The 21,862-nt window shown below is 74.2% G+C and carries 18 protein-coding genes; 8 read left to right on the top strand and 10 right to left on the bottom strand.

What is annotated here, in order from left to right; all coding sequences use genetic code 11:
- From AKI01S_RS22050 to AKI01S_RS22030, 5 genes are all read right to left on the bottom strand, one after another.
- On the bottom strand, positions 1–843 hold an 843-nt coding region (locus AKI01S_RS22050; RefSeq protein ID WP_067821056.1), incomplete at its 3' end, for a sporulation protein.
- A 199-nt stretch (positions 844–1,042) separates the two neighbouring features.
- Positions 1,043–2,413 (bottom strand): M16 family metallopeptidase, encoded by a 1,371-nt coding sequence (locus tag AKI01S_RS22045; RefSeq protein WP_067821052.1) that lies wholly within the window; start codon positions 2,411–2,413, stop codon positions 1,043–1,045.
- Positions 2,410–3,666, bottom strand: a complete 1,257-nt coding sequence (locus AKI01S_RS22040; RefSeq protein ID WP_067821048.1) for a M16 family metallopeptidase — start codon at positions 3,664–3,666, stop codon at positions 2,410–2,412. The genes AKI01S_RS22045 and AKI01S_RS22040 overlap by 4 nt, the downstream gene beginning before the upstream one ends.
- 197 nt (positions 3,667–3,863) lie before the next feature.
- Positions 3,864–4,229, bottom strand: a complete 366-nt coding sequence (locus AKI01S_RS22035) for an STAS domain-containing protein (RefSeq protein WP_067821044.1) — start codon at positions 4,227–4,229, stop codon at positions 3,864–3,866.
- A 57-nt stretch (positions 4,230–4,286) separates the two neighbouring features.
- Entirely contained in the window at positions 4,287–4,844 is a 558-nt protein-coding gene (locus AKI01S_RS22030; protein WP_157420007.1) for an ATP-binding protein, read from the bottom strand.
- A gap of 318 nt (positions 4,845–5,162) precedes the next feature.
- On the opposite strand from AKI01S_RS22030, the gene AKI01S_RS22025 reads away from it, so the two are divergent.
- Together AKI01S_RS22025 and AKI01S_RS22020 are read left to right on the top strand one after the other, a co-directional pair.
- A complete protein-coding gene (locus tag AKI01S_RS22025) occupies positions 5,163–6,029 on the top strand; it encodes a Sco1979 family transcriptional regulator (protein ID WP_169813994.1) in 867 nt (288 codons plus the stop codon).
- The gene (locus AKI01S_RS22020; protein WP_067821041.1) at positions 6,029–6,286 is read left to right on the top strand and encodes a DUF397 domain-containing protein; all 258 of its coding nucleotides are present in this window, start codon (positions 6,029–6,031) and stop codon (positions 6,284–6,286) included. The genes AKI01S_RS22025 and AKI01S_RS22020 overlap by 1 nt, the downstream gene beginning before the upstream one ends.
- 87 nt (positions 6,287–6,373) lie before the next feature.
- Here AKI01S_RS22020 and AKI01S_RS54310 read toward each other — a convergent pair whose 3' ends face one another.
- A complete protein-coding gene (locus AKI01S_RS54310; RefSeq protein ID WP_067821038.1) occupies positions 6,374–8,140 on the bottom strand; it encodes a serine/threonine protein kinase in 1,767 nt (588 codons plus the stop codon).
- 202 nt (positions 8,141–8,342) lie between these two features.
- Positions 8,343–8,522, bottom strand: coding sequence for a hypothetical protein (locus AKI01S_RS22010; RefSeq protein WP_067821035.1), 180 nt, complete (start codon positions 8,520–8,522; stop codon positions 8,343–8,345).
- 239 nt (positions 8,523–8,761) lie between these two features.
- Between AKI01S_RS22010 and AKI01S_RS22005 the strand changes: the two genes are divergently transcribed.
- From AKI01S_RS22005 to AKI01S_RS21995, 3 genes are read left to right on the top strand one after another with little or no spacing between them, the layout of a single operon-like run.
- Positions 8,762–9,505: a CPBP family intramembrane glutamic endopeptidase gene (locus AKI01S_RS22005; protein ID WP_067821032.1), complete on the top strand. Its 744-nt coding sequence runs from the start codon at positions 8,762–8,764 to the stop codon at positions 9,503–9,505.
- Positions 9,506–9,515: 10 nt separating this feature from the next.
- Positions 9,516–9,854, top strand: a complete 339-nt coding sequence (locus tag AKI01S_RS22000) for a PadR family transcriptional regulator (RefSeq protein WP_067821029.1) — start codon at positions 9,516–9,518, stop codon at positions 9,852–9,854.
- On the top strand, positions 9,851–10,555 hold the full coding sequence (locus AKI01S_RS21995; protein ID WP_067821026.1) for a hypothetical protein: 705 nt from the start codon (positions 9,851–9,853) through the stop codon (positions 10,553–10,555). Before AKI01S_RS22000 ends, AKI01S_RS21995 begins: the two co-directional genes overlap by 4 nt.
- 11 nt (positions 10,556–10,566) lie before the next feature.
- Here AKI01S_RS21995 and AKI01S_RS21990 read toward each other — a convergent pair whose 3' ends face one another.
- Entirely contained in the window at positions 10,567–12,222 is a 1,656-nt protein-coding gene (locus AKI01S_RS21990) for a PQQ-like beta-propeller repeat protein (protein WP_067821023.1), read from the bottom strand.
- A 145-nt stretch (positions 12,223–12,367) separates the two neighbouring features.
- On the opposite strand from AKI01S_RS21990, the gene AKI01S_RS21985 reads away from it, so the two are divergent.
- Together AKI01S_RS21985 and AKI01S_RS21980 are read left to right on the top strand one after the other, a co-directional pair.
- On the top strand, positions 12,368–12,877 hold the full coding sequence (locus AKI01S_RS21985; protein WP_157420005.1) for a hypothetical protein: 510 nt from the start codon (positions 12,368–12,370) through the stop codon (positions 12,875–12,877).
- A 73-nt stretch (positions 12,878–12,950) separates the two neighbouring features.
- Positions 12,951–14,033: a hypothetical protein gene (locus AKI01S_RS21980; protein ID WP_067821017.1), complete on the top strand. Its 1,083-nt coding sequence runs from the start codon at positions 12,951–12,953 to the stop codon at positions 14,031–14,033.
- An 11-nt stretch (positions 14,034–14,044) separates the two neighbouring features.
- On the opposite strand, the gene AKI01S_RS21975 is transcribed toward AKI01S_RS21980, so the two are convergent.
- Positions 14,045–17,518, bottom strand: a complete 3,474-nt coding sequence (locus AKI01S_RS21975; protein WP_157420004.1) for an AAA family ATPase — start codon at positions 17,516–17,518, stop codon at positions 14,045–14,047.
- Between the two features lie 433 nt (positions 17,519–17,951).
- Between AKI01S_RS21975 and AKI01S_RS21970 the strand changes: the two genes are divergently transcribed.
- Positions 17,952–21,347: a pyruvate carboxylase gene (locus AKI01S_RS21970; protein WP_157420003.1), complete on the top strand. Its 3,396-nt coding sequence runs from the start codon at positions 17,952–17,954 to the stop codon at positions 21,345–21,347.
- Between the two features lie 48 nt (positions 21,348–21,395).
- Here AKI01S_RS21970 and AKI01S_RS21965 read toward each other — a convergent pair whose 3' ends face one another.
- Positions 21,396–21,803, bottom strand: coding sequence for a RidA family protein (locus tag AKI01S_RS21965; protein WP_067821008.1), 408 nt, complete (start codon positions 21,801–21,803; stop codon positions 21,396–21,398).
- Positions 21,804–21,862 lie beyond the last annotated feature (59 nt).

Below are 21,862 nucleotides of genomic sequence, written 5' to 3'. Positions count from 1 at the left end.
GCCGGGCGGCGGCAGCGGCGTCTGCGCGCCGGGCGGCGGCAGCGGGGCCTGCGCCCCGAACGCGGGCGTCCCGTGCGCCGGCCCCCCGGAGGAGCCGTGCGGCAGCAGCACCGCCTTCTCCAGCCACTGGCTGATCTTGGCGTTCCAGTCGGTCTCGGCGGCCTCCGGATGCGGCACCGAGAACGCCCCGAACGCGTCCTCGTCCCCGGTGCGCCCCTCGGCGCGCAGCTTGAAGCCCATCGTCCGCGGGCTCGCCACGAAGGTGAGGCCGACCTGCGCCAGCCGGCCCTGGAACTGTGGCGGCGGGGAAAGGTGGATCTCCTGGTGGAACGGCAGCTGCTGCGGCAGCCCGCGCAGCTTCGACTGCTGGAACGTCACGTTCTTGATCTTGAAGCCGAGGCGGGCGATGGCGGCCAGCACCCACTGCTGCGACTGGAGCGGCTCCACCGAGATCGGGTCGACGTCGCCGGGGTCCGGCTCGCCCTTGACGTCCACCTCGGTACACAGCCCGATCGTGAACCCGGGCAGCTCCCGGCCCAGCACGGTCGTGAACGGGAGCTCGTACGGCAGCGGGATCGAGAACGCCAGGTCGCGCGCCTGCCCCGCCTCCAGGCGGAACGCCCGGGTCAGCGCCCCCCGGTACACCTCCGGGCCGGCGGTCTCGCCGCCGTAGCCGTTCTGCATCCGCGGCATCAGCGCGAGCGTGACGTGCCGGATGTCCACGGCCCGCGTTCCGCCGCGCAGGTGGACCTTTCCGGCCACGACTCCGCCGGGCCGGCAGTGCGGTTCGTTCAGGATGGTCTCGACGGAGGGGGCGCCCCCTCCGCCGTACCCGCCTGCCATCTGCCCATAGGACACCGGCCGTACCCCTTCCGCTCTCCGCGACCGCGGGGCGACCCCCGCTGCACAGTCAGACGCACACCACCATGCCATCCGTTCAACCGCAACGGGACATCCGTGGAGAAAATCCCGCGCCCGCGGCCGGGGGTGCCGCCGAACGCGCGTTCGGCGGCACGCCCCGAGGGCATCGTGGGTCAGCGGGTCACCGGGCCGGTTCGGTGGCGGTCACCGTCACCGGGGCGTAGCCCAGCTTCTCCAGCGGTTCGCGGATCTGGGCGGCGTCGCCCACCGCGACCACCGTCAGGGCCTCGGGGTCCACGTGCCGGCGGTAGGCGCGCGCGACCGTCTCCGGCGTCGCCGCCCGCACCGCCGCCAGGTGCCGGCTCGGGTAGTCGGTGCCCAGCCCGTTCGCGGCGGCGTCGGCCAACTCGGCCGCGACCGAACGCGAGGTCTCGTACTCGGCGGGGGCCCGGTCCGCCAGCGCCCGCACCGACGAGGCGCACTCGTCCTCGGCGATGCCGTCGGCGACCACACTGCGCAGGCCGTGCAGCGCGTCGGCCACCGCGTCGCCGGTGACCTCCGTGTGCACCGACCCCTGCGTGATCATCAGCCCGCAGTGTCGCAGCCGCAGCAGCCCGGTCCGCACGCCGTAGGTGTAGCCCTTCTCCTCGCGCAGCACCGCGTTGAGGCGCGAGTTGAGGCCGCCGCCCAGCACGTGCGAGGCGACCGACAGCAGCGGCCAGTCGCCGTGCGAGCGGTCCGGCACGCCGTGCGCGATGCTCAGGTACGTCTGCACCGAGCCGGGCCGGTCCACCACGACGATCCGCGGGCCGTTCACCGGCATCACGCGGTCGGCGGGGGGCAGCGCCGGGCCGGAGCCCGTCCACCCCGACAGCGCCGAGGCCAGCGCACTGTCGACGGGCGTGCCGGTCAGGTCGCCCGCCGCCACGGCGAACGCCTCGGCCGGGTCGACCGAGGCGTAGAACGCGCGCACGTCCTCGCCGGTGATCGCGGTGACGGACGCGGGGGAGCCGCCGGTCGGGCGGTGGGCCCGCGCCCCCTCCGGGAAGATCACCGCGCGCAGCTCGCGCATGGCGCGGGTGCCGGGGTCGGCGTCCTCCTGGGCGATCTCCTCCAGGCGTTCGCGGACCAGGCGGGCCACGTCGGCGTCGGCGAGCGCGGCCTCGCGGACCACGGTGGACAGCAGTTCCAGCGCCGGGGACAGCCGCGTCACCGGGACGTCCAGCGCGATGCGCAGCGCGGTCAGGTCCGCCGAGGCGTACAGGCTCGCGCCGAGGCGTTCGAACGCCGCCGTCAGGGCCGTCCCGCCGCCCGCCTCGGTGCCCTCCAGCAGGGCGCGGGCGGTCAGCGTCGCCAGTCCCTCCTTGCCGCGGGTGTCGCGGCCCGCGCCCGCGTCGAGGACCAGCCGGACCGACGCCAGGCGGCGTCCCGGCAGGTCACAGCGGAGCGTCGCGGGGCCGCCGGGGACCAGCCCGGACGTCGCGGACGGGAACGACCAGGCCGGAACCGGGCCGGGCACCGGACGCGGCGGCATCGTGATCTGGTTGCTCATCGGGCACCCCCGTAGGTCAGCGCGGTGCGGGCGCCCGGAGCCAGGAACCGGCCCGCCATGTCCTTGATCTGGTCGGCGGTGACCGAGGCGGCCCGGCTCGGCGCGGTGAACACGCGCGCCGGGTCGCCGAACTGCGTGGCGTTCTGCGACAGGGCGTTGGCCAGCCCGGTGACCGTCTCGGTCTGCTCCAGGAAGCCCCGCTCGGCCTGCGCGGTGGCGCGGGCGGTCTCGTCGGCGTCGGGGCCGTCGGCGGCGAACCGCGCCAGCTCCTCGTCCAGCACCGCCGCGATCTTCTCGGGGTCCGGGCCGATCGCGTCGACGATCGCCAGCGACGGGCCGCCGGCCAGCCGCGTCACGCCCGCCCACACCTCGGTGGCGATCTGGTCGCGGCGCACCATCCGGTCGTACAGCCGCGAGCCCGAGCCACCGCCCAGGATCTCCACGGCCAGCTCGGCCGCCTCGATGTCGGAGCCGCCGTCGGAGGGCAGCGGGAACATCGCGAAGTAGGCGGGCGAGGGGACGTCCTCGGCCACGTCCTCGTTGCGGACCTCCGACAGCGGGCCGAGGTCCCCCTCGCGCGCGGGCGGCGGGGTGGGGCCGGTCGGCAGCCCGCCGAAGTACCGCTCGACGGCCGCGATGGTCTGCTCGGGGTCGACGTCGCCGACGACCGACAGGACCGCGTTGCCCGGTGCGTACCAGGTGGCGAAGAAGTCGGCGCAGTCCTCCAGCGTGGTCGCGTCCAGGTCCTCCATCGACCCGATGGGGGTGTGCGCGTACGGGTGGCCCGCCGGGAACGTCAGGCGGCACAGGCGCTCGAACGCGGTGCCGTAGGGCTGGTTGTCGTAGCGCTGGCGGCGTTCGTTCTTCACGACGTCGCGCTGGTTGTCCAGGTTGGCCTGGGTGAGCGCGGCGGGCAGGGTGCCCATCCGGTCGGCCTCCAGCCAGAGCGCGAGCTCCAGGTGGCTGACCGGGACGGTCTCGTAGTAGTTGGTGCGTTCGAAGGAGGTGCTGGCGTTGAACGTCGCGCCCGCGCTCTCCAGCAGGGCCGCGTGCTCGCCCTCGGCGACGTTCGCCGAGCCCTGGAACATCAGGTGCTCGAAAAGGTGCGCCAGTCCGGTACGTCCGGCCCGCTCATGCCGCGAGCCCACGCCGTACCAGATGTTCACGGCGGCCAGCGGCACGACGTGGTCTTCGCAGACCACCACGCGCAGCCCATTGCCGAGCGTGTGCTCATGCAGCGGCTGTTCTGCCACGGAGCGCTCCCGTCCGGTGGGTGGTTCGGTTGACGGACAGCACCGCTCGCGGTGGCGAAACGCCCAGCGGCGGGCTTGATCTCTCTGACCACCGTAGTTTACGAACCCGGTCGCACGTCCCGCGGCTCCGAAAGCCGTGCGGGGGGCGGGTTCGCGGAGAGCTCAGCGCGGGGCCCGGACGGGGCCCGGGGCGGGGCTCAGGACGGGGACTGGGAGGTGGCCTCCTCGTGGGCCGCGACCGCGTCGTCCATCGTCGGGTGCAGCACGAAGATCTTCGTCAGCTGGGTGACGTGGAAGACCCGGCGGACGCGTTCGTTGACCCCCACGAACGACATGGAGCCGTCGCGGGCGCGCAGGCGGTGGTAGATGCCGACCAGGACGCCGAGGCCCGTGGAGTCGAGGAAGGTGACCTCGCCGAGGTCGATGACCAGGTGCAGGGAGCCGTTCTCGATGATGTCCAGCAGCAGCTCCCGCAGGCGGGGGCTGGTGAACACGTCGATCTCGCCAGTGATCTTGACGACGGTCAGGCCCTTGACGTCCTGGTGTTCGACGGCGAATTCCACTGCTGCTCCCGATCGGTGGTCGTGGTGGAATTTCCCCTATACCCCCCCAAAGAGGGCTTACCCCTCGGAGCGGAACAGTGCCCAGACCACCTTGCCGGTCGGCAGCGCCCGCCAGCCCCAGCGGGTGCTGAACGAGTCCACCAGGTGCAGGCCGCGTCCCGTCTCGGCGATGTAGTCGGGTTCCTTGCGGCGGGGGCCCAGCGGGCTGGCGTCCATGATCCCGCACAGCAGCCAGCGGCCCTCGTGGATCAGGCGCAGATGGATCGGCGGCGGGGTCGAGGCGAGCGGGTCGCCGTAGACGCGGTCGCCGTAGTCGTCCAGGCAGTGCCCGTCCCGGGAGCTCCAGCGCGGGGTCGTGGCGGACGGCGGGCCGCCGCTGTGCCGCAGGGCGTTGGTGACCAGCTCGGAGACCACCAGGCCGACCTCGTCGCCGAGCGCCGCCAGGTTCCAGTCGGCCAGCCGCGACAGCGCGAAGTGGCGGGCGGCGGTGACGGACTCGGGGTCGGGGCGGACGGTGAACGAGGCGGCCGGGCCGCCCGTCGCCACCAGTGCGCTCAGGGCGTGGTCCAGCCGGGGCGGCAGGCAGTCCGACTCGGGAACGGGCGTGGAAGGCACGATCGGGTCCTGTGTCTCGGCCGGCCGCGTGCAGGGACGCACGATCCAACGCGTGTCGTCGTGCGCGTGGCGTGACGTCATTCCCGGGCCCCCGCAGAGTGATCTGGTCGTGCAGCCGTGGCTCTGAAGTCTCGTGCGTTATCCTGCGCATCGTAGCGTGCGAATGCAAGACCCAATGCACGTGCATCTGATTATCCACAGTGTGGTCGCCGGTCGTACCGCGGGCCCACTCTCGGTGAACGGAGGCGAGCACCCCCGGTGACAAGGGGGCCGTTGACACACTAGGTTCGCTGTCCGCACGAGGCCGGGAGGTGAGGCGTGACTTCAGGGGCGCCGGGAAGCGGTTCGACGGTTCGCCGCATCCTGCTCGGATCACAGTTGCGCCGCCTGCGGGAGGCCAAGGGTGTGACCCGGCAGGACGCGGGCTATGTCATCCGCGCGTCCGAGTCGAAGATCAGCCGCCTGGAACTGGGGCGCGTCTCGTTCAAGGAACGCGACGTCGATGATCTGCTGACCCTCTACGGCGTCACCGACGTCGAGGAACGCGCCGCCCTGCTGGAGCTCGCCCGCGAGGCCAACACGCCCGGCTGGTGGCACCGCTACAGCGACGTGCTGCCCTCCTGGTTCCAGACCTATGTGGGCCTGGAGGAGTCGGCCGCGCTGATCCGCACCTACGAACTCCAGTTCGTTCCCGGCCTGTTGCAGTCCCGTGAGTACGCCCGCGCCGTGTTCCGGCTCGGCAACGCCGGCGCGCCCGACCACGAGATCGACCAGCGGCTGGAGCTGCGCATGCAGCGGCAGGAGCGGTTGACCGGGCCCGGCGCGCCGCGGTTGTGGGCGGTGCTGGACGAGGGGGCGCTGCGGCGGTCGATCGGCGGACCCGAGGTGATGCGGGGCCAGTTCGAGCACCTGATCAAGATGGCGCGGCTCCCGAACGTGACCATCCAGGTCATGCCGTTCCGCTTCGGCGGGCACTCGGCCGAGGGCGGCGCGTTCACGATCCTGCGCTTCCCGGAACAGGACCTGCCCGACGTGGTCTACGTCGAGAACCTCACCGGCGCGATGTACCTCGACAAACGCGACGACGTCGACACCTACCTGCAGGCCATGGAGCGCCTGTGCGTCGACAGCGAGACTCCCGAACGCACCGTCGAGTTTCTCGGTGAACTGCTCAGGAAGACATGATGCTCAAGACCGACTTCACGGCGTACAACGGGATTCCGGCGACCCGGCTGCACGGTGCCCGGTGGCTGAAGTCCAACCGCAGCAACTCCCAGGGCAACTGCGTCGAGATCGCCGAACTCCCCGGCGGCCGCGTCGCGATGCGCAACTCCCGTTTCCCCGAGGGCCCCGCCCTCATCTACACCCGCCACGAGATCGAGGCCCTGATCCTGGGTGCGAAGGAGGGCGACTTCGACCACCTGATAGCGGCCGACAACTGAGCCGCGTTCCCCGCCCCGGCGGGCACGGCATCGCTTCGCGACCCGCCCGGTGGGGCTCGCCCGCGGCATCACCCCGCCGGCCGGGGCTCAGCCGCAGTTGCCCCAGGCCGAGGTGCGGCCGTTGCCGCCGAAGCGGACGCAGACCTTGCGGGCCGACACGTACACCGGGCCCGCGTACCACTCGAACGAGCCGCTGTCGGTGACCTGGCCGCCGCCCTGCTTCTGGATCCACACCGACACGGGGGTCCGCCTGCCCGCGTCGCGGGTCTTCATCGTGACGGCGCAGTTGGAGCCCTTGGTGTTGTTGTACAGCAGGTACGCGGTGCCGCCCGACACGGGCATCGAGCGCAGCACCCCGTAGCCGCCGCCGCACGCCTGCTGCGGCGTGTACTTGTTCGGCTGCTGCTCGGCGGGCGGCTTGGGGGACCCCGAAGGCCGGGAACCCTCGCCGTCCGGCTTCTTCCGGGGCTTCCCGGACTCCTCGCCCTTCGGCTTCTCCGACCCGTTCCCGGTGTCCTTGCCGTCGCCCTTGCCGCGCGACCTGGACGGCTGCGGGCCGCCGCCCGGCAGCGTGCCGCCGCCGGGGACGTCGCCGTTCTGGTCGGCGGCGGTGGTCCGCTGCCGGTCGGGGGTGTCGTCGGAGCGGCCGGTCGCCGCCCACACCGAGCCGCCGACCAGCACCGCCGTGACGGCGACGGCGGCCGCGACGGGCACGAGGCGACCGCGCCGCCGGGGCGGGGCGGCCGGCACCGGTCCCGGGGGCTGCGGGGCGGTCGTGCCGTGCACGGCCTCGGGACCGGCGAACGCGCCGACCGGTGCGGGCCCGACCGGTGCGGGCCCGATCGGTGCGGGCCCGATCGGTGCGGGCCCGATCGGTGCGGGCCCGATCGGCGTGGGCGCGTCCAGCGGGGTGGCCTCGGGGGCGGACACGCCCGGGAACGGGCCGGGGAACGGCGGCGGAGGCCCCGGCAGCGGGCCCGGGCCGTCGGCCGGGGACGTGCCGGTGGCGGCGTTGACCAGCATCTCCTGCGCCCCGCGGGCGCTGGGCCGCTGGGTGGGCTCCTTGGCCAGGCACGCCAGCACGACCTCGCGCAGCGGGCTGGGCAGGTCGCCGAGGTTCGGCTCGCCGGCGAGGATGCGGTGCATGACGGCGGCCATGTCGTCGTTGCCGAACGCGGGCCACCCGTTCGCCGCGAACACCATCGTGGTGCCCCAGGCGAACATGTCGGAGGCCGGGCCGACCTCGCCGCCGGTGAAGTGCTCGGGCGACATGTAGGCGGGGGTGCCGACGTTCTGGGTCTCGCCGACGGCGTTCAGCGCCCGCGCCACCCCGAAGTCGATCACGCGGGGGCCGTCCGGGCCCATCATCACGTTGTGCGGCTTGAAGTCGCGGTGCACGATCCCGGCCTGGTGGATCGCGATCAACGCGGTCAGCGTGCTGATCGCCAGGCGCTCCAGGGCCCCGGCGGTGCGCGGCCCCTCGGTCTGCACCAGCCGGAACAGCGACTGTCCCGGCACGTACTCGCCGACGATGTAGGGCTGGTCGCCCTCGACGTCGGCGTCCAGCACCTGCGCGGTGCAGAACCGGGCGACCCGCTTGGCGACCTCCAGCTCCCGGACGAACCGGGCGCGCGCCGCGTCGTCCCCGGTCAGCCCGGCGTGCAGCAGCTTGATCGCGACATACTCGACCCGCACGGGCCCGCCGCCGGTCCCGCCGGCGGCGGCCGCGCGCCGTCCCAGGAAGACCGATCCCTGGCCGCCCTCGCCGAGCCGTCCCAGGATCTCGTACGCGCCCAGCCGCGTCGGATCGCCCGACCGCAGGGGGTGAGCGTCCGGCATCGTCCTGTCGGTCACACCGGTGCCTTCCCGTCGCCTACACCTCTGAGGTTTTCCAGACTATTGGTCGGGGAAGGGTAGTCCTTTCAGGGGGCCGTGACGGCCGACGGGCGGGTGCGGAACTCCGGTTCCGCACCCGCCCGTCGTCACACCGGTGCCTGTCATGCGTTGATGCCGCCCGGAAGCCGAGTCGCGGGGCCACCGGTGGCGTGGTCGGGGGTCAGGCCGGGTCGGGGGTCCGCCGCGCGGGGCGGTGCTCCGCCCGGCCGTCGGCACCCGGCGGGCCCTCCGGGGCGTGGTGGCGTTCCAGACGGGCCGCCACGGCCAGGGCGCGCAGCGAACGGGTCCGCACGAGTCCGTGCCCGGTGTGCGGGCGGGGACGGGGGATGCTGCTCGGCATCAGGTACCTCCTGGGATCGGTGGTGGACATGCTTCCCACTGAGGTGCGGGTTGCACATTTCGTTGCAACTGCAAGAGTCCGCGCGTTATTCCGAGCGAACGTTCTTTTTCTCGGTCAACTTGGATGAACCGCCCAGCGCCCTCCGGCCCCGGAGCCGCCATCGCTACCTAGGTTGTATTTCTACATAGCTTGCTCTAGCGTCTAGGTAGCTCAGGAACCCCCGGCCCCGAGGAGGCGGCATGCTGCACATCGACCCCGAGTTCTCCACGCTCGGGCTGGCCCTCGCCGTGCCCCTGCTGGCCCAGGTCACGGTCGGCGATGCGCTGCTCGGCCGGCGGTCCTACGCGCGGCTGCGGCGGGACCGGGACCGCGACCCGCGCGCCCTGGTGCGCCTCTACCGTCTCTGGATCGCCACCTCCTGGAGCCTGGCCGCGCTCGGCGCGCTCACCGTCGTCGTCTCGCCCGGCGTCGCGCCCGGCGACATCGGGCTGACGTGGCCCGGCGACCCGGCGCGGATCGCCGGAATGCTCGTCGGCCTCGCGATCGTCCTGCCGCTGATGGTGCTGGTCGGCCGCCGGATGGCCGCCAGGGGCAGGGCCGTGCCCGGCACCGAGGGGGTCGCGGAGCTGCTGCCCCGCGACGCCCGCGAACGCCGCCTCGGCCTCGCCATGTCCGTCACCGCCGGGATCTGCGAGGAGTTCGTCTACCGGGGCGTGCTGATCGCGTTGTTCGTCGGCGTGCTGGGCGTGTCCGTCCAGGTCGCCGCCGGGATCGCGCTCGCCCTGTTCGCGGTCGCCCACGCCTACCAGGGGTGGCGCAACATGCTGATGACCCTGCTGCCCGGCTACGCGCTGACCGCCATGTACCTGAGCACCGGCAGCCTGCTGCTGCCGGTCCTGGTGCACATCCTGATCGACGTGCGCGGCCTGGTCCTGACCCCCGCGCCCGCCGCCGGGCCCCGGCCGGTCGCGCAGAGCGGCTAGGGTCTCCCGCATGGCTGCCGACCGCCGTTCAAGCTGGCTCAAGGGCGTGCTCGACCTGCTGGTCCTCGCCAGCCTCACCGAGGGTGAGAACTACGGGTACGAGATCGCCAAGTCCCTCGCCGGGGCCGGGCTGGGGGAGATCAAGGGCGGTACCCTCTACCCGGTGCTGAACCGGCTGGAGGAGGCGGGCCTGGTCGCCGCCGAGTTCCGCGCCGCCGACCGCGGCCCCGGCCGCCGCTACTACAGCCTGACCCAGCGGGGCCGCGACACCCTCGCCGAGCAGGGCTCCCTGTGGCTCGCCTTCGACGGGTCGGTCCGTTCCGTCCTGGCGAAGGGAGGCGTCCGGTGACCACCGACGAGTACTTCGAGGTCCTGACCGCGCGGCTGCGCGAGCGGGGCGTCCCCGCCGACCGCGCCGCCGCCACCGCCGAGGAGCTGGCCGGGCACGTCGCCGAGTCCGGGGCCGACCCGCGCGAGGAGCTCGGGGACGCCGCCGACCTCGCCGCCCGGCTCGCCCCCGACGCCCACCCCGGCCCCGGGCCGGAGAGCGACCCGACCGCCGAGACCTGGGTGTGGACCGCCGACGCGTTCCAGGACGTGGCCCTGCTCAACCGCTACGGCGGCCAGGGCTGGGAGGTCGAGCGGATCGACGGCCTGGGGCGCTTCGTCAGCCACCGCGACGCCGAGAGCCCGCTGCGCTGGGAGTACCGCCGCGAGACCGTCCGGCCCGGCCGCGCCGGGGCCCTGGCCGAACGCCTGGCCCCCGACGGCTGGGAGCCGTGCGGCACCTGGACCTACTTCGCCTACTTCAAGCGCCCCCTGGCCGCGTCCGAGGGGCCGCTCGGCGCGCTGGCGGACGTCCCGGAGACACCGGCGCGCCGCTGGTTCTGGAGCAGGCGCTTCTACGCCTTCGCGGCGGTCTACCTGCTCGTGATCGTGGCGCTCGTCCTCACCAGCGACCTGACGGCGGGGTTCGGCGTGGGAATGGCCGTCGGCGCGACCCTGGCGGTGCTCATCCTCGCCTTCCTGCACCTGCGCGCCCGCCGCTGACCCGGACGCGGTCAGTGGTCGCGCAGGCGGTCGTGGATCGCGCGGGCCAGCGGCGCGCTCCGCGGCAGCCGGGCGTCGAAGGCGACCAGGTACCGGCCGGACCGCATGACCACCCTGCGGTCCGGCTCGTCGGTCTCCACGACCTCGTCGCCGACCGCCGGGACCTGCTCGCCCTCCGGCAGGAAGTCGTCGGCCTCCCCGGCCGACCGGGCGACCCACAGCACGGTCACCTGGATCGGCAGGGGGTCGGCGGCGGTGCGCACCGAGCACCGGACGCGCCGCAGCGTCTCCCCGCCCAGCCGCACGTCCAGGCCCGGTCCGGCCCGCCGGTGGCCGGGCGCGAGCCCGCACGCGTCCGGCCACGCCCCCGGCGGGACGCCGCCCAGCTCCGGCGGCCCCCTCCCCGGCGGGACCGCCGCGACGGCCGAGGTCATCAGGCCCTTCTCACCGGCCTCGCCGTCCCGGTAGAACTCGGTGACGAAGACCCGGTCGCCCGTCACCCACACCGCCTCGACCTGCGAGTCCGTCAGCGAGCCCGGCCCCATGGTGAACGGCATCGGCGTCGCGGTCACCGCGCCGTCCCGCGGATCGACCACGTCGAGCACGGCGGGCAGCAGCGGGGCCGCCAGGGTCCTGCGCAGCCCGTAGAACCTGCCGCCCGCCACGGTCAGCGCGTAGTACGGGCTGTTCGTGGGCCGCGTCCGCCGCTCCCCGGTCCGCAGGTCGACGGTGTGCAGGTGCTTGAAGTCGGCCAGCACGGCGTGGCCGTCGCCCACCGCCATCTCGCACCGGTCCTCGCAGAACCGGGACCGGCCGGCGCGCAGCAGCTCCCGTCCGTCGGCGGTGACCAGCAGCCGCTCGTCGCCGACGCCGAGCAGGGTGAGGCCGCGCCGCACGGGAGAGGACAGCAGCGTGTTGGCGTTCGAGGGGATCGCGCGGCGCCAGCGTTCCCGCCCGGTCACCGGGTCGATCGCCAGGAACCGCACGCTCCTCCGGCAGACGGCCGTGACCAGCGTCAGGACGTCGTCGCCCGCCGCGTAGGTGGAACGGCAGTCCGGTGTTCCCACCGGGCCGCTCGTCCAGCGGACCCGGCCGGTGCGCGCGTCCACTCCCCGCACCCGACCGTCCACCGCGACGGGGACGACCCCGCCCATGCCCGCCCGCGGGCTGTCGAACGCCAGCGGCAGCGGCACCCCCCGGACGGCCCGCGCCCACAGCAGCCCGCCGGTCGTCGCGTCCAGCGCCGTCCACCGGTCGGGGACGGTGACCCCGGTGCGCGGAACGCCCGTCATCACCAGCGCGACACCCCCGGTCACGGCGTAGGCGGCCAGGGCGCGGCCCGGTTCGCGGTAGTGCCAGCGTTCGGAGCCGGTCCCGGCGTCGTGCGCGACCAGCCCCCGGGGCGTGGCCACGAACAGCTGCCCGTCCACGACGCTGTGCCCGGCGCCGACCGGCGTGCTCCCCTCCACCGGCGTGTCCACGGAGCCGACCAGCCGCAGGCCGCCGGGAGCGGGTCCCCGGTCGACGGGCACGGAGAGCGGGAGGGACGTCGTGAGGTGGTCGGCGCTGACCGTGCGCGGTCGCCGCGACACGGCGCTACAGGAAGGGAGGACGAGCGCGGTCGCCGTGACGACGGCGATGGCGGCGATGCTGCGCCGACGCGGCATGGCGGCCTCCCGATCCGTGAGGAACGCGCGGGGGTGAGCCTGATGCGTCTGCTTGAGACTAACCGTTTCCTGCCGGACCGGAACGGAAAGCCCCGCCCCGCCCGTCCAACCCGGCGACCCAGCCCCACCCCCCCGGAGCGCGCCCATGGTGAACACGGCATCCGCCAGGCGGAAGGGGATGGGGGCGGCCGCGGCGCTGACCGCGGTCCTGGCCCCTCTCCTGTTCCTCGCCCTCCCCGACGGGCGGGCCTGCGGCTGCCGGTTGCCGCCGCCCCTGCCGCCCCGGGTCCCGCCGTGCTCGCTCGTCCCCGCCGACCTGGCCGAACGCCTCGTCCCCGGCGCCCGTCCCCGCGACCGGTCGGCGCACGGCGAGGGCTGCCTCTGGCAGCGCGGCAGGCGCCTCACGGTCGAGGTCGACCCGCAGCCCGTCGGGTACCAGCGCCGCGTCTACCCCCAGCGGTACGCCGAGGACGGCCGCGCCCACGCCGTCCGCGCCGTTCCCGGCCTCGACGCCCACACCTGGACGGAGAAGGGGACGGCCCACGGGGCGGGCATGGCCCGCGACCACCTCGTCACGGTCGAGCTGACCGGCCGCTCCGCCGAGCGCGACGTCGTCCGCGTTCTCCGCGCCGCCCTGACGGAACTGGGGGAGTGATCGGGACGTCCCGCTCGTTCAAGTATCCGACGGAGGGAGGCGACGGGTGGAGCCTGGCGAAGAGCCGTTGCGGGTGACGGATCCGAGACTGCTGGGGACGTTCCAGGTCAGGGCGCGGCTGGCCGAACGCGAGGCCGGGGTGGTGTTCCTCGGCGCGGACGGGACCGGCGCGCCGGTCGCGATCGCCGTGCTGGGCGCCGCCGCCGCGAACGACCCGGCCGTCCGCGAACGCTTCGCCGCCGAGTCCGCGAGGCTGGACCTCCTCGGCTCCGCGCCGAACGCCCCGGTCGCCTGGGCCGCCGTGCGCCACGACCCCGGCGCGTCCGTCGAACCGCTGCTGAAGCTGCTCGCCGCCGCGACCCTGACCTCGCCGAACGCGCCCGGGGCGGGCCCGGCGTTCGCGCCGCACTGGTCGGGCGGCCCCGACCGGGGGCTCGTGCCGCCGCCGTTCCACCCCCCGCCCGAAGCGCCGCGGGGCATGCCCGCGCCCGCCGTCGTCGGCGTGACCGTGGTGGGGGTCGTGGCCCTGTTCCTGCTGGGCGTGTTCGCGGCGCGGAGCATCGTGTCCGGCGGGGGACCGGTCGCGCTGCCGACCGCGCCGTCGTCCCCGCCGTCCCCGCCGTCCTCCTCCGCGCCCTCGCCCACCCCGGCGAAGGACGGCCCGCCCGGCCCCGTCGCCGGCCCCACCTACGGGGAGGGCGAGAAGAAGTACCGCATGAAACTGGGCGGGTTCCCCTTCGAGTTCGACGCGCCCGGGACCTGGGGGTGCATGCGCAGCGACCGGAAACCGTACGACTCCCGCTGGATCTGCCGCGACGAGGGCGGCACGTTCCCGCCGACCGGCCGGGGCGCCGGCGGCATGGTCGCCGTCCGCAAGTGCCCCGGCCCCTGCGACGAGAAGCAGCGCAGGACCCTGCGCAAGGACATCGTGATCGACGACGAGGACTGGAAGCGGATCGACGACACCACGATGTACGCCGAGGTCGAGGGCGAGCTCGACGGCGAACAGGCGATCCGCGTCGCGATGAGCCACGTCTTCCCCTCGGCGAGGGGCGCCAAGCCCGACACGGCCGTGGACGTGCAGCTCACCGGCCCACCCGGCGAGAGGAAGACGATGCAGAAACTCGTCAACGAGATCCGCGCCCGCGCCTCCTGAGAGGCGCTTCCCTACAGGTAGTGGCCCGGGGAGCGGGTGGCCTTGTCGAGGGTGCGGGGGAGGTCCTCGGCGGTCAGGGTCATGACCTCGTCCGGGGTCGGGTTCGTGTCGGGGCGGGTCAGGCGCTGGGCCTGGGTCGCGATGGTGGTGTCCAGGAGGTTGCGCATCAGGCGGCCGTTGCCGAACGTCGGGCCGCGGCTCGTGGTGCGCAGCAGGGCGCGCAGGGCCGGGGACAGGTCGGGGGCGAGGGTGAAGCCCTCGGAGGTCGCCAGATGGCTGAAGATCTCGACGAGTTCGGCGTCGGAGTAGTCGGGGAACCGCAGGCGCTTGGGGAAGCGGGACTCCAGGCCCGGGTTGGCCGACAGGAACGCCGCCATCTCGCGTTCGTAGCCCGCCGCGATCACCAGCAGGTCGCCCCGGTACTCCTCCATCAGCTTCACCAGGGTCGCGACGGCCTCCTGGCCGTAGGCGTCGCCCATCAGGGAGTAGGCCTCGTCGATGAACAGCACCCCGCCGATCGCCTGCTCGACGACCGCCTGGACCTTGGGGGCCGTCTGGCCGAGGTAGGGGCCCACCAGGTCGGCGCGGCCCACCTCGACCAGGTGGCCGGAGGACAGCAGGCCGAGGTCGGCGTAGACGGCGGCGATGAGGCGGGCGACCGTGGTCTTGGCCGTGCCGGGGGCGCCGGTGAACACCATGTGGCGGGTCGGGGAGACGGCGGGCTGGCCCGCCGTGCGGCGCAGCTCGGCGGTGCGGGCCTCGGCGACCAGGCGGTGGACCTCCGCCTTGATCTCGCGCAGGCCGACCAGCGCGTCCAGCGTCGTGATCGGGTCGGTGGGCACCGCCGTGCGGATCGCGCCGGTCAGCGAGTCGGGGATGTCGGGGGCCGCCAGGGTCGTCAGCTCCGCCTCCGACGGCTTCTTGACCGCCGACAGGCGGCGGGCCTGGAGGGCGGTGGCGCGTTCGGCCAGGTTGCGCATCAGGCGGGCGTTGCCGAACGCACGCCCGCGCGGGGCCCGGCGCAGCAGGTCCGAGAGCTTGGCGCGCGCGGCGTCGTCGGGGGCCAGGCCCGTCTTCGCCGTCATCGACGCGAAGATCTCGATGAGCTCGGCGTCGGTGTAGTCGGGGAAGCGGATCGTGGTCGGGAACCGGGAGGCCAGGCCGGGGTTGGCGGTGATGAAGCGGCGCATCTCCTTGTCGTAGCCGGCGGCGATCACCACGAGGTCGTCGCGGTGGTCCTCCATCAGCTTGACCAGCTCGGCGATGGCCTCGGCGCCGTAGTCCTCGTCCAGGTCGGACTGGGCGAGCGCGTACGCCTCGTCGATGAACAGCACGCCGCCCACGGCGCGGCGGACCACCGCGCGGGTCTTGGCGGCCGTCTCGCCGAGGTACTGGCCGACCAGGTGGCTGCGCGACACCTCCACCAGGTGGCCGGAGGACAGCACGCCGAGGCCCTTGTAGAAGCGCGCGAGCAGGCGCGCGACCTCGGTCTTGCCGGTGCCGGGGTTGCCGGTGAAGATCAGGTGGCGGCTGGGGGAGACCGTGGCCAGCCCGGCGTCGCGGCGCATCTTCTCGGCGCGGGCGGCGGCGACGACCAGCTCGATCTCCTGCTTGACGGTGTGCAGGCCGGTGAGCGCCGACAGGTCCGCCATCGGGTCGCCGGGCGCGCCGGCCACGTCGAACGTCGCGGGGATGTCGGCGCGCTTGACGACCAGCTCGGAGCCGGGCTCGGTGCGTTCGCGGACCGTCTCCACGACCTGCTCGGCGAGCAGGTGCGCCAGGCGGGCGTTGCGGAGGTTGCGGACGGCGGGCGCGGTGGCCAGCAGCTTCCCGGCGGCCGTGAGGGCGTGCTTGTGGGCGCGCGCGCCGCGGTCGCGCAGCGCGCGGGCGAACAGCTCGGCGTGGCCCTCGGCGGTGAACGGCCGGGTGTGCGCCACCTCCAGCCGCAGCATCAGGGCCGGGTTGACCTCGCGGACCCGTTCGTCGCCGCCCGGCTCGCACAGCGCCACCACGTGCAGGGTGTCCTGGACGTCGAGCGCGCGGTGCAGCTCCTCCAGGACGGCCTCGCCGCCGCGCGGGTCGCGGGCCAGCTCGTCCAGCCCGTCGATGACCAGCAGGCGGCTGCCCGCCGAGTCGCGGGCGTCGTTGTACAGGTGCAGGGTGGCGGCGGCGATGTCCTTGCCCGCGAAGAAGTCGGCCGACAGCCACAGCGGCGGCGAGCTGATCAGGCGTTCCTCCAGCAGCTGGGCGATCTGCTGGGCGGCGTCGCGCTTGCCGGTGCCGTCCGGCCCGACGATCATCAGCCGGACGGGGCGGCTCTGGTCGGCGGCGATCCGCTGGAGCGCGGCGGTCACCTCGGGCTGGCCGACGATGCCCGCGCCCGGCTCGACGGCGCGGGGCCTGCGGGTGCGGGGCGCGGCCTTGGCGACGTCGGCGGCGAGCGGGTTGACGATCGCGCGGCGGGGGGTGAACAGCCGCCGCAGGTCCGTCTGGAACGCCGCGACCGGGATCCAGTCCAGCTCGGGCGAGCGGGCGTCGTGCGGCAGCCCCTGCAACGCCCCGGTGAACCGGGCCGCCATGTCCAGCCAGCCGCGGCAGGCGTCGGCCTCGCCCGCGACCAGGGCGCGCGACAGCCAGCTGCGGGTGCGGTTGTACCAGGTGTCGGCGTTGAACGACTGCCGCTCGGCGTCGAACCGCTCCAGCAGGTCGCCGTAGCGGTCCTCGCCGAGCACCACGCCCAGCTCGGCCGGGACGTGCTCCAGCCCCGCCTGCGCGACCAGGTGGACCAGCAGCTCGGGAACGCTCTCGTCGTTGCGGGCGGTCGCGGCCAGGCGCTCGTGGACCGGCAGCAGCCCCCCGACGATCCACTCCAGGTAGCCGATCGGGCCCGCCAGCTCGGGCAGGTCGGCGACGATCTCGTCGGAGGCGTGCGCCAGCCACGTCCGGCGCTGGTCCTCCAGCGGGGCGTCGATGTCCAGGTCCGGCGGCGGGTCGTCGTACAGCCTGATCAGGGCCTGGCGGCGGCGCTCGAACGGCTCCAGCCCCTCCAGCACGTCCAGCGACTCGCGGGCCAGGGCGAGGGCCAGCTCCTTGTCGGGGGCCTCCTCCAGCCACTCCAGCGGCCGGAACGCGCCGGTCGCCACGCCCCAGCTGCCCGCCGGGCGCACCGGGTCCTCCGGCTCGCGCAGGTAGCGGTTGAAGAACTGGTAGTACAGCAGCGAGTGCGACCCCGAGTACAGCGCCGAGCCCCCGTACAGGAAGTCGACGACCAGCGTCAGGTCGCCCAGCACCAGGTTGGCGGGCGAGCTGAGCAGGGGGTGCGCGTCGGTGGTCAGCTCCGAGGCCCGCGGATCGGTGATCAGCTTGTCGATGCGGGCGCGGATCTCGTCGTACAGCCCGTCGGGGATCCGCCAGGGGCCGTGGGCGTAGAGATCGAAGTAGGGCTCGTCGGTGACCAGCAATTCCAGGTGTTCCGGCAGCCGCACCGCGATCCCCTCCAATCCCCCTAGAACCAGGAGCGAACAGCCTATGGCGTCCGGAGAGTCGACAGGCCGTCCACGGCAGACGCCCACGACATCCGGCGCGTCGCCGGAACACGCCTCTCACCCTGGTTTCCATGGCCCCACGCGCCCCTCGGGTGGCGCGACCGCGTTCGCTGAGAGAGATGTCGATCAAGGGCCGGCGGCCGGGGCGCGGACGGCCGGTCCGGCTTTCGCCAGGTGAAATTTTCGGGAGATCCTTCCGTTCTGGTGATCGCGACGGTTTTTCTCCGGTCCGGTGGCCGGGCGCCGCCCGCCCGCCGGGGTAGGTACCGAACGAGGACGACGCCCGTGCGGGAGGTCGGACGCGCTCGACGGCGAGCCCGGGAGGCCGTCCGTGTGCGCGCCCATGACCATCCACCACTCCCGGAGCCGCATCTTGATCACCAAAGTGCTCGTCGCGAACCGCGGGGAGATCGCCGTCCGCGCCTTCCGCGCCGCCTACGAGCTGGGCATCCCCAGCGTCGCCGTCTACGCCCACGAGGACCGCTTCTCGCTGCACCGGCAGAAGGCCGACGAGGCGTACGAGATCGGCGAACACGGCCACCCGGTCCGCGCCTACCTGGACGTGGACGGCATCGTCGCCACCGCGCTGCGGGTCGGCGCGGACGCCGTCTACCCGGGCTACGGGTTCCTGTCGGAGAGCCCGGAGCTGGCCGAGGCGTGCGAACGCGCCGGGCTGACGTTCGTCGGGCCGCCGGCCGCCGTGCTGCGCCTGGCCGGGAACAAGATCGAGGCGGTGGCGGCGGCGCGGCGCGCGGGCCTGCCGGTGCTGGGGTCGGCGACCCTCGACTCCGAGGACGGGGCCCTGGCCGCCGCCGACGAGGTCGGGTTCCCGCTGTTCGTGAAGGCCGCCGCCGGCGGCGGCGGGCGCGGGCTGCGGCGCGTGGACCGCCGCGAGGACCTGGTCGAGGCGGTCGCGACGGCGCGGCGCGAGGCGGCCAGCGCGTTCGGCGACCCGACGGTGTTCCTGGAGCAGGCGGTGGACCGGCCCCGCCACATCGAGGTGCAGGTCCTGGCCGACGCCGCCGGCCACACCGTCCACCTGCGCGAGCGCGACTGCTCGGTGCAGCGCCGCCACCAGAAGGTCGTGGAGGTCGCGCCCGCGCCCCGGCTGGACCCGGCCGTGGTGGAGCGCCTGTGCGCCGACGCCGTCGCGTTCGCCCGCGAGATCGGCTACGTCAACGCCGGGACCGTGGAGTTCCTGGTGGACGACCGGGGGCGGCACGTGTTCATCGAGATGAACCCGCGCATCCAGGTCGAGCACACCGTGACCGAGGAGGTCACCGGCGTCGACCTGGTGCAGGCGCAGTTGCGGATCGCGGGCGGCGAGACCCTGGCCGACCTGGGAATCGCGCAGGAGGTGGGTTCGGGCGGCGTAATGAGTACTGTGACCGTCTCGGGCTTCGCGGTGCAGTGCCGGATCACCACCGAGGACCCGGCCAACGACTTCCGGCCCGACACCGGCAAGATCTCCGCCTACCGGTCGCCGGGCGGCGCGGGCGTGCGGCTGGACACCGGGACGGCGCACGCGGGCGCGGTGGTGTCGCCGCACTTCGACTCGCTGCTGGTGAAGCTGTCCTGCCGGGGGCGGACGTTCGAGGAGGCGGTGCGCCGGTCGCGGCGGGCGGTGGCGGAGTTCCGCATCCGGGGCGTGGCGACGAACATCCCGTTCCTCCAGGCCCTGCTGGACGAGCCGGACTTCCGCGCGGGCGGCGTGACGACCTCCTACATCGCCGACCATCCCGAGCTGCTGACGGCGCGCTCCTCGGGGGACCGGGCGACGCGGCTGGTGCGGTACCTGGCCGACGTCACCGTCAACAAACCGCACGGCGAGGCGCCCACCGACCTGGACCCGGCGGTGAAGCTGCCGCCGCTGCCGGACGGGCCGCTTCCGCGGGGCTCGCGGGACCTGCTGCTGGAGCTGGGGCCGAGGGCGTTCGCCGAACGGCTGCGCGCGCAGCGGGCCCTGGCGGTCACCGACACCACGTTCCGCGACGCGCACCAGTCGCTGCTGGCCACCCGCGTCCGCACCTACGACCTGGTCAAGGCCGCCCCCCACCTGGCGAGGACGACCCCGGAACTGCTGTCGCTGGAGGCGTGGGGCGGGGCCACCTACGACGTCGCGCTGCGCTTCCTCGGCGAGTCGCCGTGGGACCGCCTGGCCGCGATCCGCGAGGCCGCGCCCAACATGTGCCTCCAGATGCTGCTGCGCGGCCGCAACACCGTCGGGTACACGCCGTACCCGGACTCGGTGGCGCGAGCGTTCGTCACCGAGGCGGCGCGCACGGGCGTGGACATCTTCCGGGTGTTCGACGCGCTGAACGACGTCGAGCGCATGCGCCCCGCCATCGACGCGGTCCTCCAGACCCACGCGCTGGTGGAGGGCACCCTCTGCTACACCGGCGATCTGTCGGACCCGGCCGAGGGGCTCTACACGCTCGACTACTACCTGCGCCTGGCCGAGGAGCTGGTCGAGGCGGGCGTGCACATCCTGTGCGTCAAGGACATGGCGGGCCTGCTGCGCGCCCCGGCCGCCCGCACGCTGGTCACCGCGCTCCGCGAACGCTTCGACCTCCCCGTGCACCTGCACACCCACGACACCGCGGGCGGCCAGCTCGCCACCTACCTGGCGGCGGTCGAGGCGGGCGTGGACGCGGTGGACGGCGCGGCGGCCCCGCTGTCGGGGACGACCAGCCAGCCTCCGTTGCAGGCGATCGTCGCGCACACCGACCACACCGACCGCGCCACCGGCCTCGACCTGGACGCGCTGACGGCGATGGAGCCGTACTGGGAGGCGGTGCGCAGGCTCTACGCGCCGTTCGAGATGGGCCTGCCGTCGCCGACCGGCCGCGTCTACGAGCACGAGATCCCCGGCGGCCAGCTGTCCAACCTGCGCCAGCAGGCCGTCGCGCTCGGCCTCGGCGACCGGTTCGAGGAGATCGAACGCCTGTACGCCGCCGCCGACCGGATCCTGGGCCGCCTGGTGAAGGTGACGCCGTCCAGCAAGGTCGTCGGCGACCTGGCGCTGCACCTGGTCGCGGCCGGGGCCGACCCCGAGGCGTTCGCGGCCGAGCCCGAGCGCTACGACATCCCCGACAGCGTGATCGGGTTCCTGGCGGGCGAGCTGGGCGACCCGCCGGGCGGGTGGCCCGAGCCGTTCCGGTCGCGCGCGCTCGGCACCCGGAGCCACACCCCGCCGCGCGCCGAGCTGACCGGCGAGGAGGAGAAGGCGCTGGCGGGCCCGGCCGTCCGCGAGACGCTCGACCGGCTGCTGTTCCCCGGCCCGGCCAAGGAGTACCGCGAGGCCCGCGCCGCCTACGGTGACCTGTCGCTGCTGCCGACCGGCGCGTTCCTGTACGGGCTGCGGAACGGGCGGGAGGTGGCGTTCGACCTGGAGCCGGGCGTGCGCGTGCTGGCCGCCCTGGAGGCGGTCGGCGACGTCGACGAGGCGGGCGTCCGCCAGGTGATCTGCACCGTCAACGGCCAGCTGCGCACCCTGTCGGTCCGCGACCGTTCGGTGGTGTCCGACGCGCCGCCGGTCGAGCGCGCCGACCCCGGCGATCCCGGCCACGTCGCCGCGCCGTTCGACGGCTCGGTCACGCTGCGCGTGGCGAAGGGCGACACGGTGGCGGCCGGGGACGTGGTCGCCACGATCGAGGCGATGAAGATGGAGGCCGCGATCACGGCCCCGGCCGCGGGCACGGTGACCCGGCTGGCGGTCCCGCCCGCGAGCCAGGTCCAGGCGGGCGATCTGCTGCTGGTCCTCGGCTGACGCCCGGTCCGCCTGACGGGGCCGCGCCCCGTCAGGCGGACCGCCCCGTCAGGCGGGCAGCACCGCCACGGCCTCCACCTCCACGAGCTGGTCGGCGTAGCCCAGCACGGTCACGCCCAGCAGCGTGCTGGGAACGTCGTGCCCGCCCATGTGCTCGCGGTAGACCTTCCACGCCTCCACCAGGTCCGCCTGACGGGACGAGGCGACGTACACGGTGGTCTTGACGACGTCGGTCAGCGCCGCGCCCGCCCCCTCCAGCGCGACCCGGAGGTTCTCCATCACCTGGCGGGCCTGCGCGGCGTAGTCGCCGGGCGCGACCGTCCGGCCGTCGGCGTCCAGCGGGCACGCGCCCGCCACCCAGACCGAGCGGACCGGGGCGTCGACGGTCGAGGCGTAGGCGTACTCGACGGACGGAGCCAGGTCGGGGTGGCGGATCAGGCGGACACCGGTGCTCATGCGCGCTCCGTTCGGTTCCCGGTTCGATGATCTTCCGGGACAACGAGGCGGCCGGTCCG

Origin of the sequence: Actinomadura kijaniata NBRC 14229 (assembly GCF_001552175.1) — a bacterium.
In the GTDB taxonomy this organism is placed as follows: Bacteria; Actinomycetota; Actinomycetes; order Streptosporangiales; family Streptosporangiaceae; genus Spirillospora; species Spirillospora kijaniata.
The sequence above is the reverse complement of the archived record's forward strand: the minus strand, read 5'-3'. Positions and strand labels throughout refer to the sequence as shown.

Bases quoted from the DNA above. Each gene is read 5' to 3' on its own strand.
- AKI01S_RS22045 (WP_067821052.1), bottom strand. From the start codon at position 2,413: ATGAGCAACCAGATCACGATGCCGCCGCGTCCGGTGCCCGGCCCGGTT.
- AKI01S_RS22020 (WP_067821041.1), top strand. From the start codon at position 6,029: ATGCTCAAGACCGACTTCACGGCGTACAACGGGATTCCGGCGACCCGG.
- AKI01S_RS22010 (WP_067821035.1), bottom strand. From the start codon at position 8,522: ATGCCGAGCAGCATCCCCCGTCCCCGCCCGCACACCGGGCACGGACTC.
- AKI01S_RS22005 (WP_067821032.1), top strand. From the start codon at position 8,762: ATGCTGCACATCGACCCCGAGTTCTCCACGCTCGGGCTGGCCCTCGCC.
- AKI01S_RS22000 (WP_067821029.1), top strand. From the start codon at position 9,516: ATGGCTGCCGACCGCCGTTCAAGCTGGCTCAAGGGCGTGCTCGACCTG.
- AKI01S_RS21990 (WP_067821023.1), bottom strand. From the start codon at position 12,222: ATGCCGCGTCGGCGCAGCATCGCCGCCATCGCCGTCGTCACGGCGACC.
- AKI01S_RS21985 (WP_157420005.1), top strand. From the start codon at position 12,368: ATGGTGAACACGGCATCCGCCAGGCGGAAGGGGATGGGGGCGGCCGCG.
- AKI01S_RS21965 (WP_067821008.1), bottom strand. From the start codon at position 21,803: ATGAGCACCGGTGTCCGCCTGATCCGCCACCCCGACCTGGCTCCGTCC.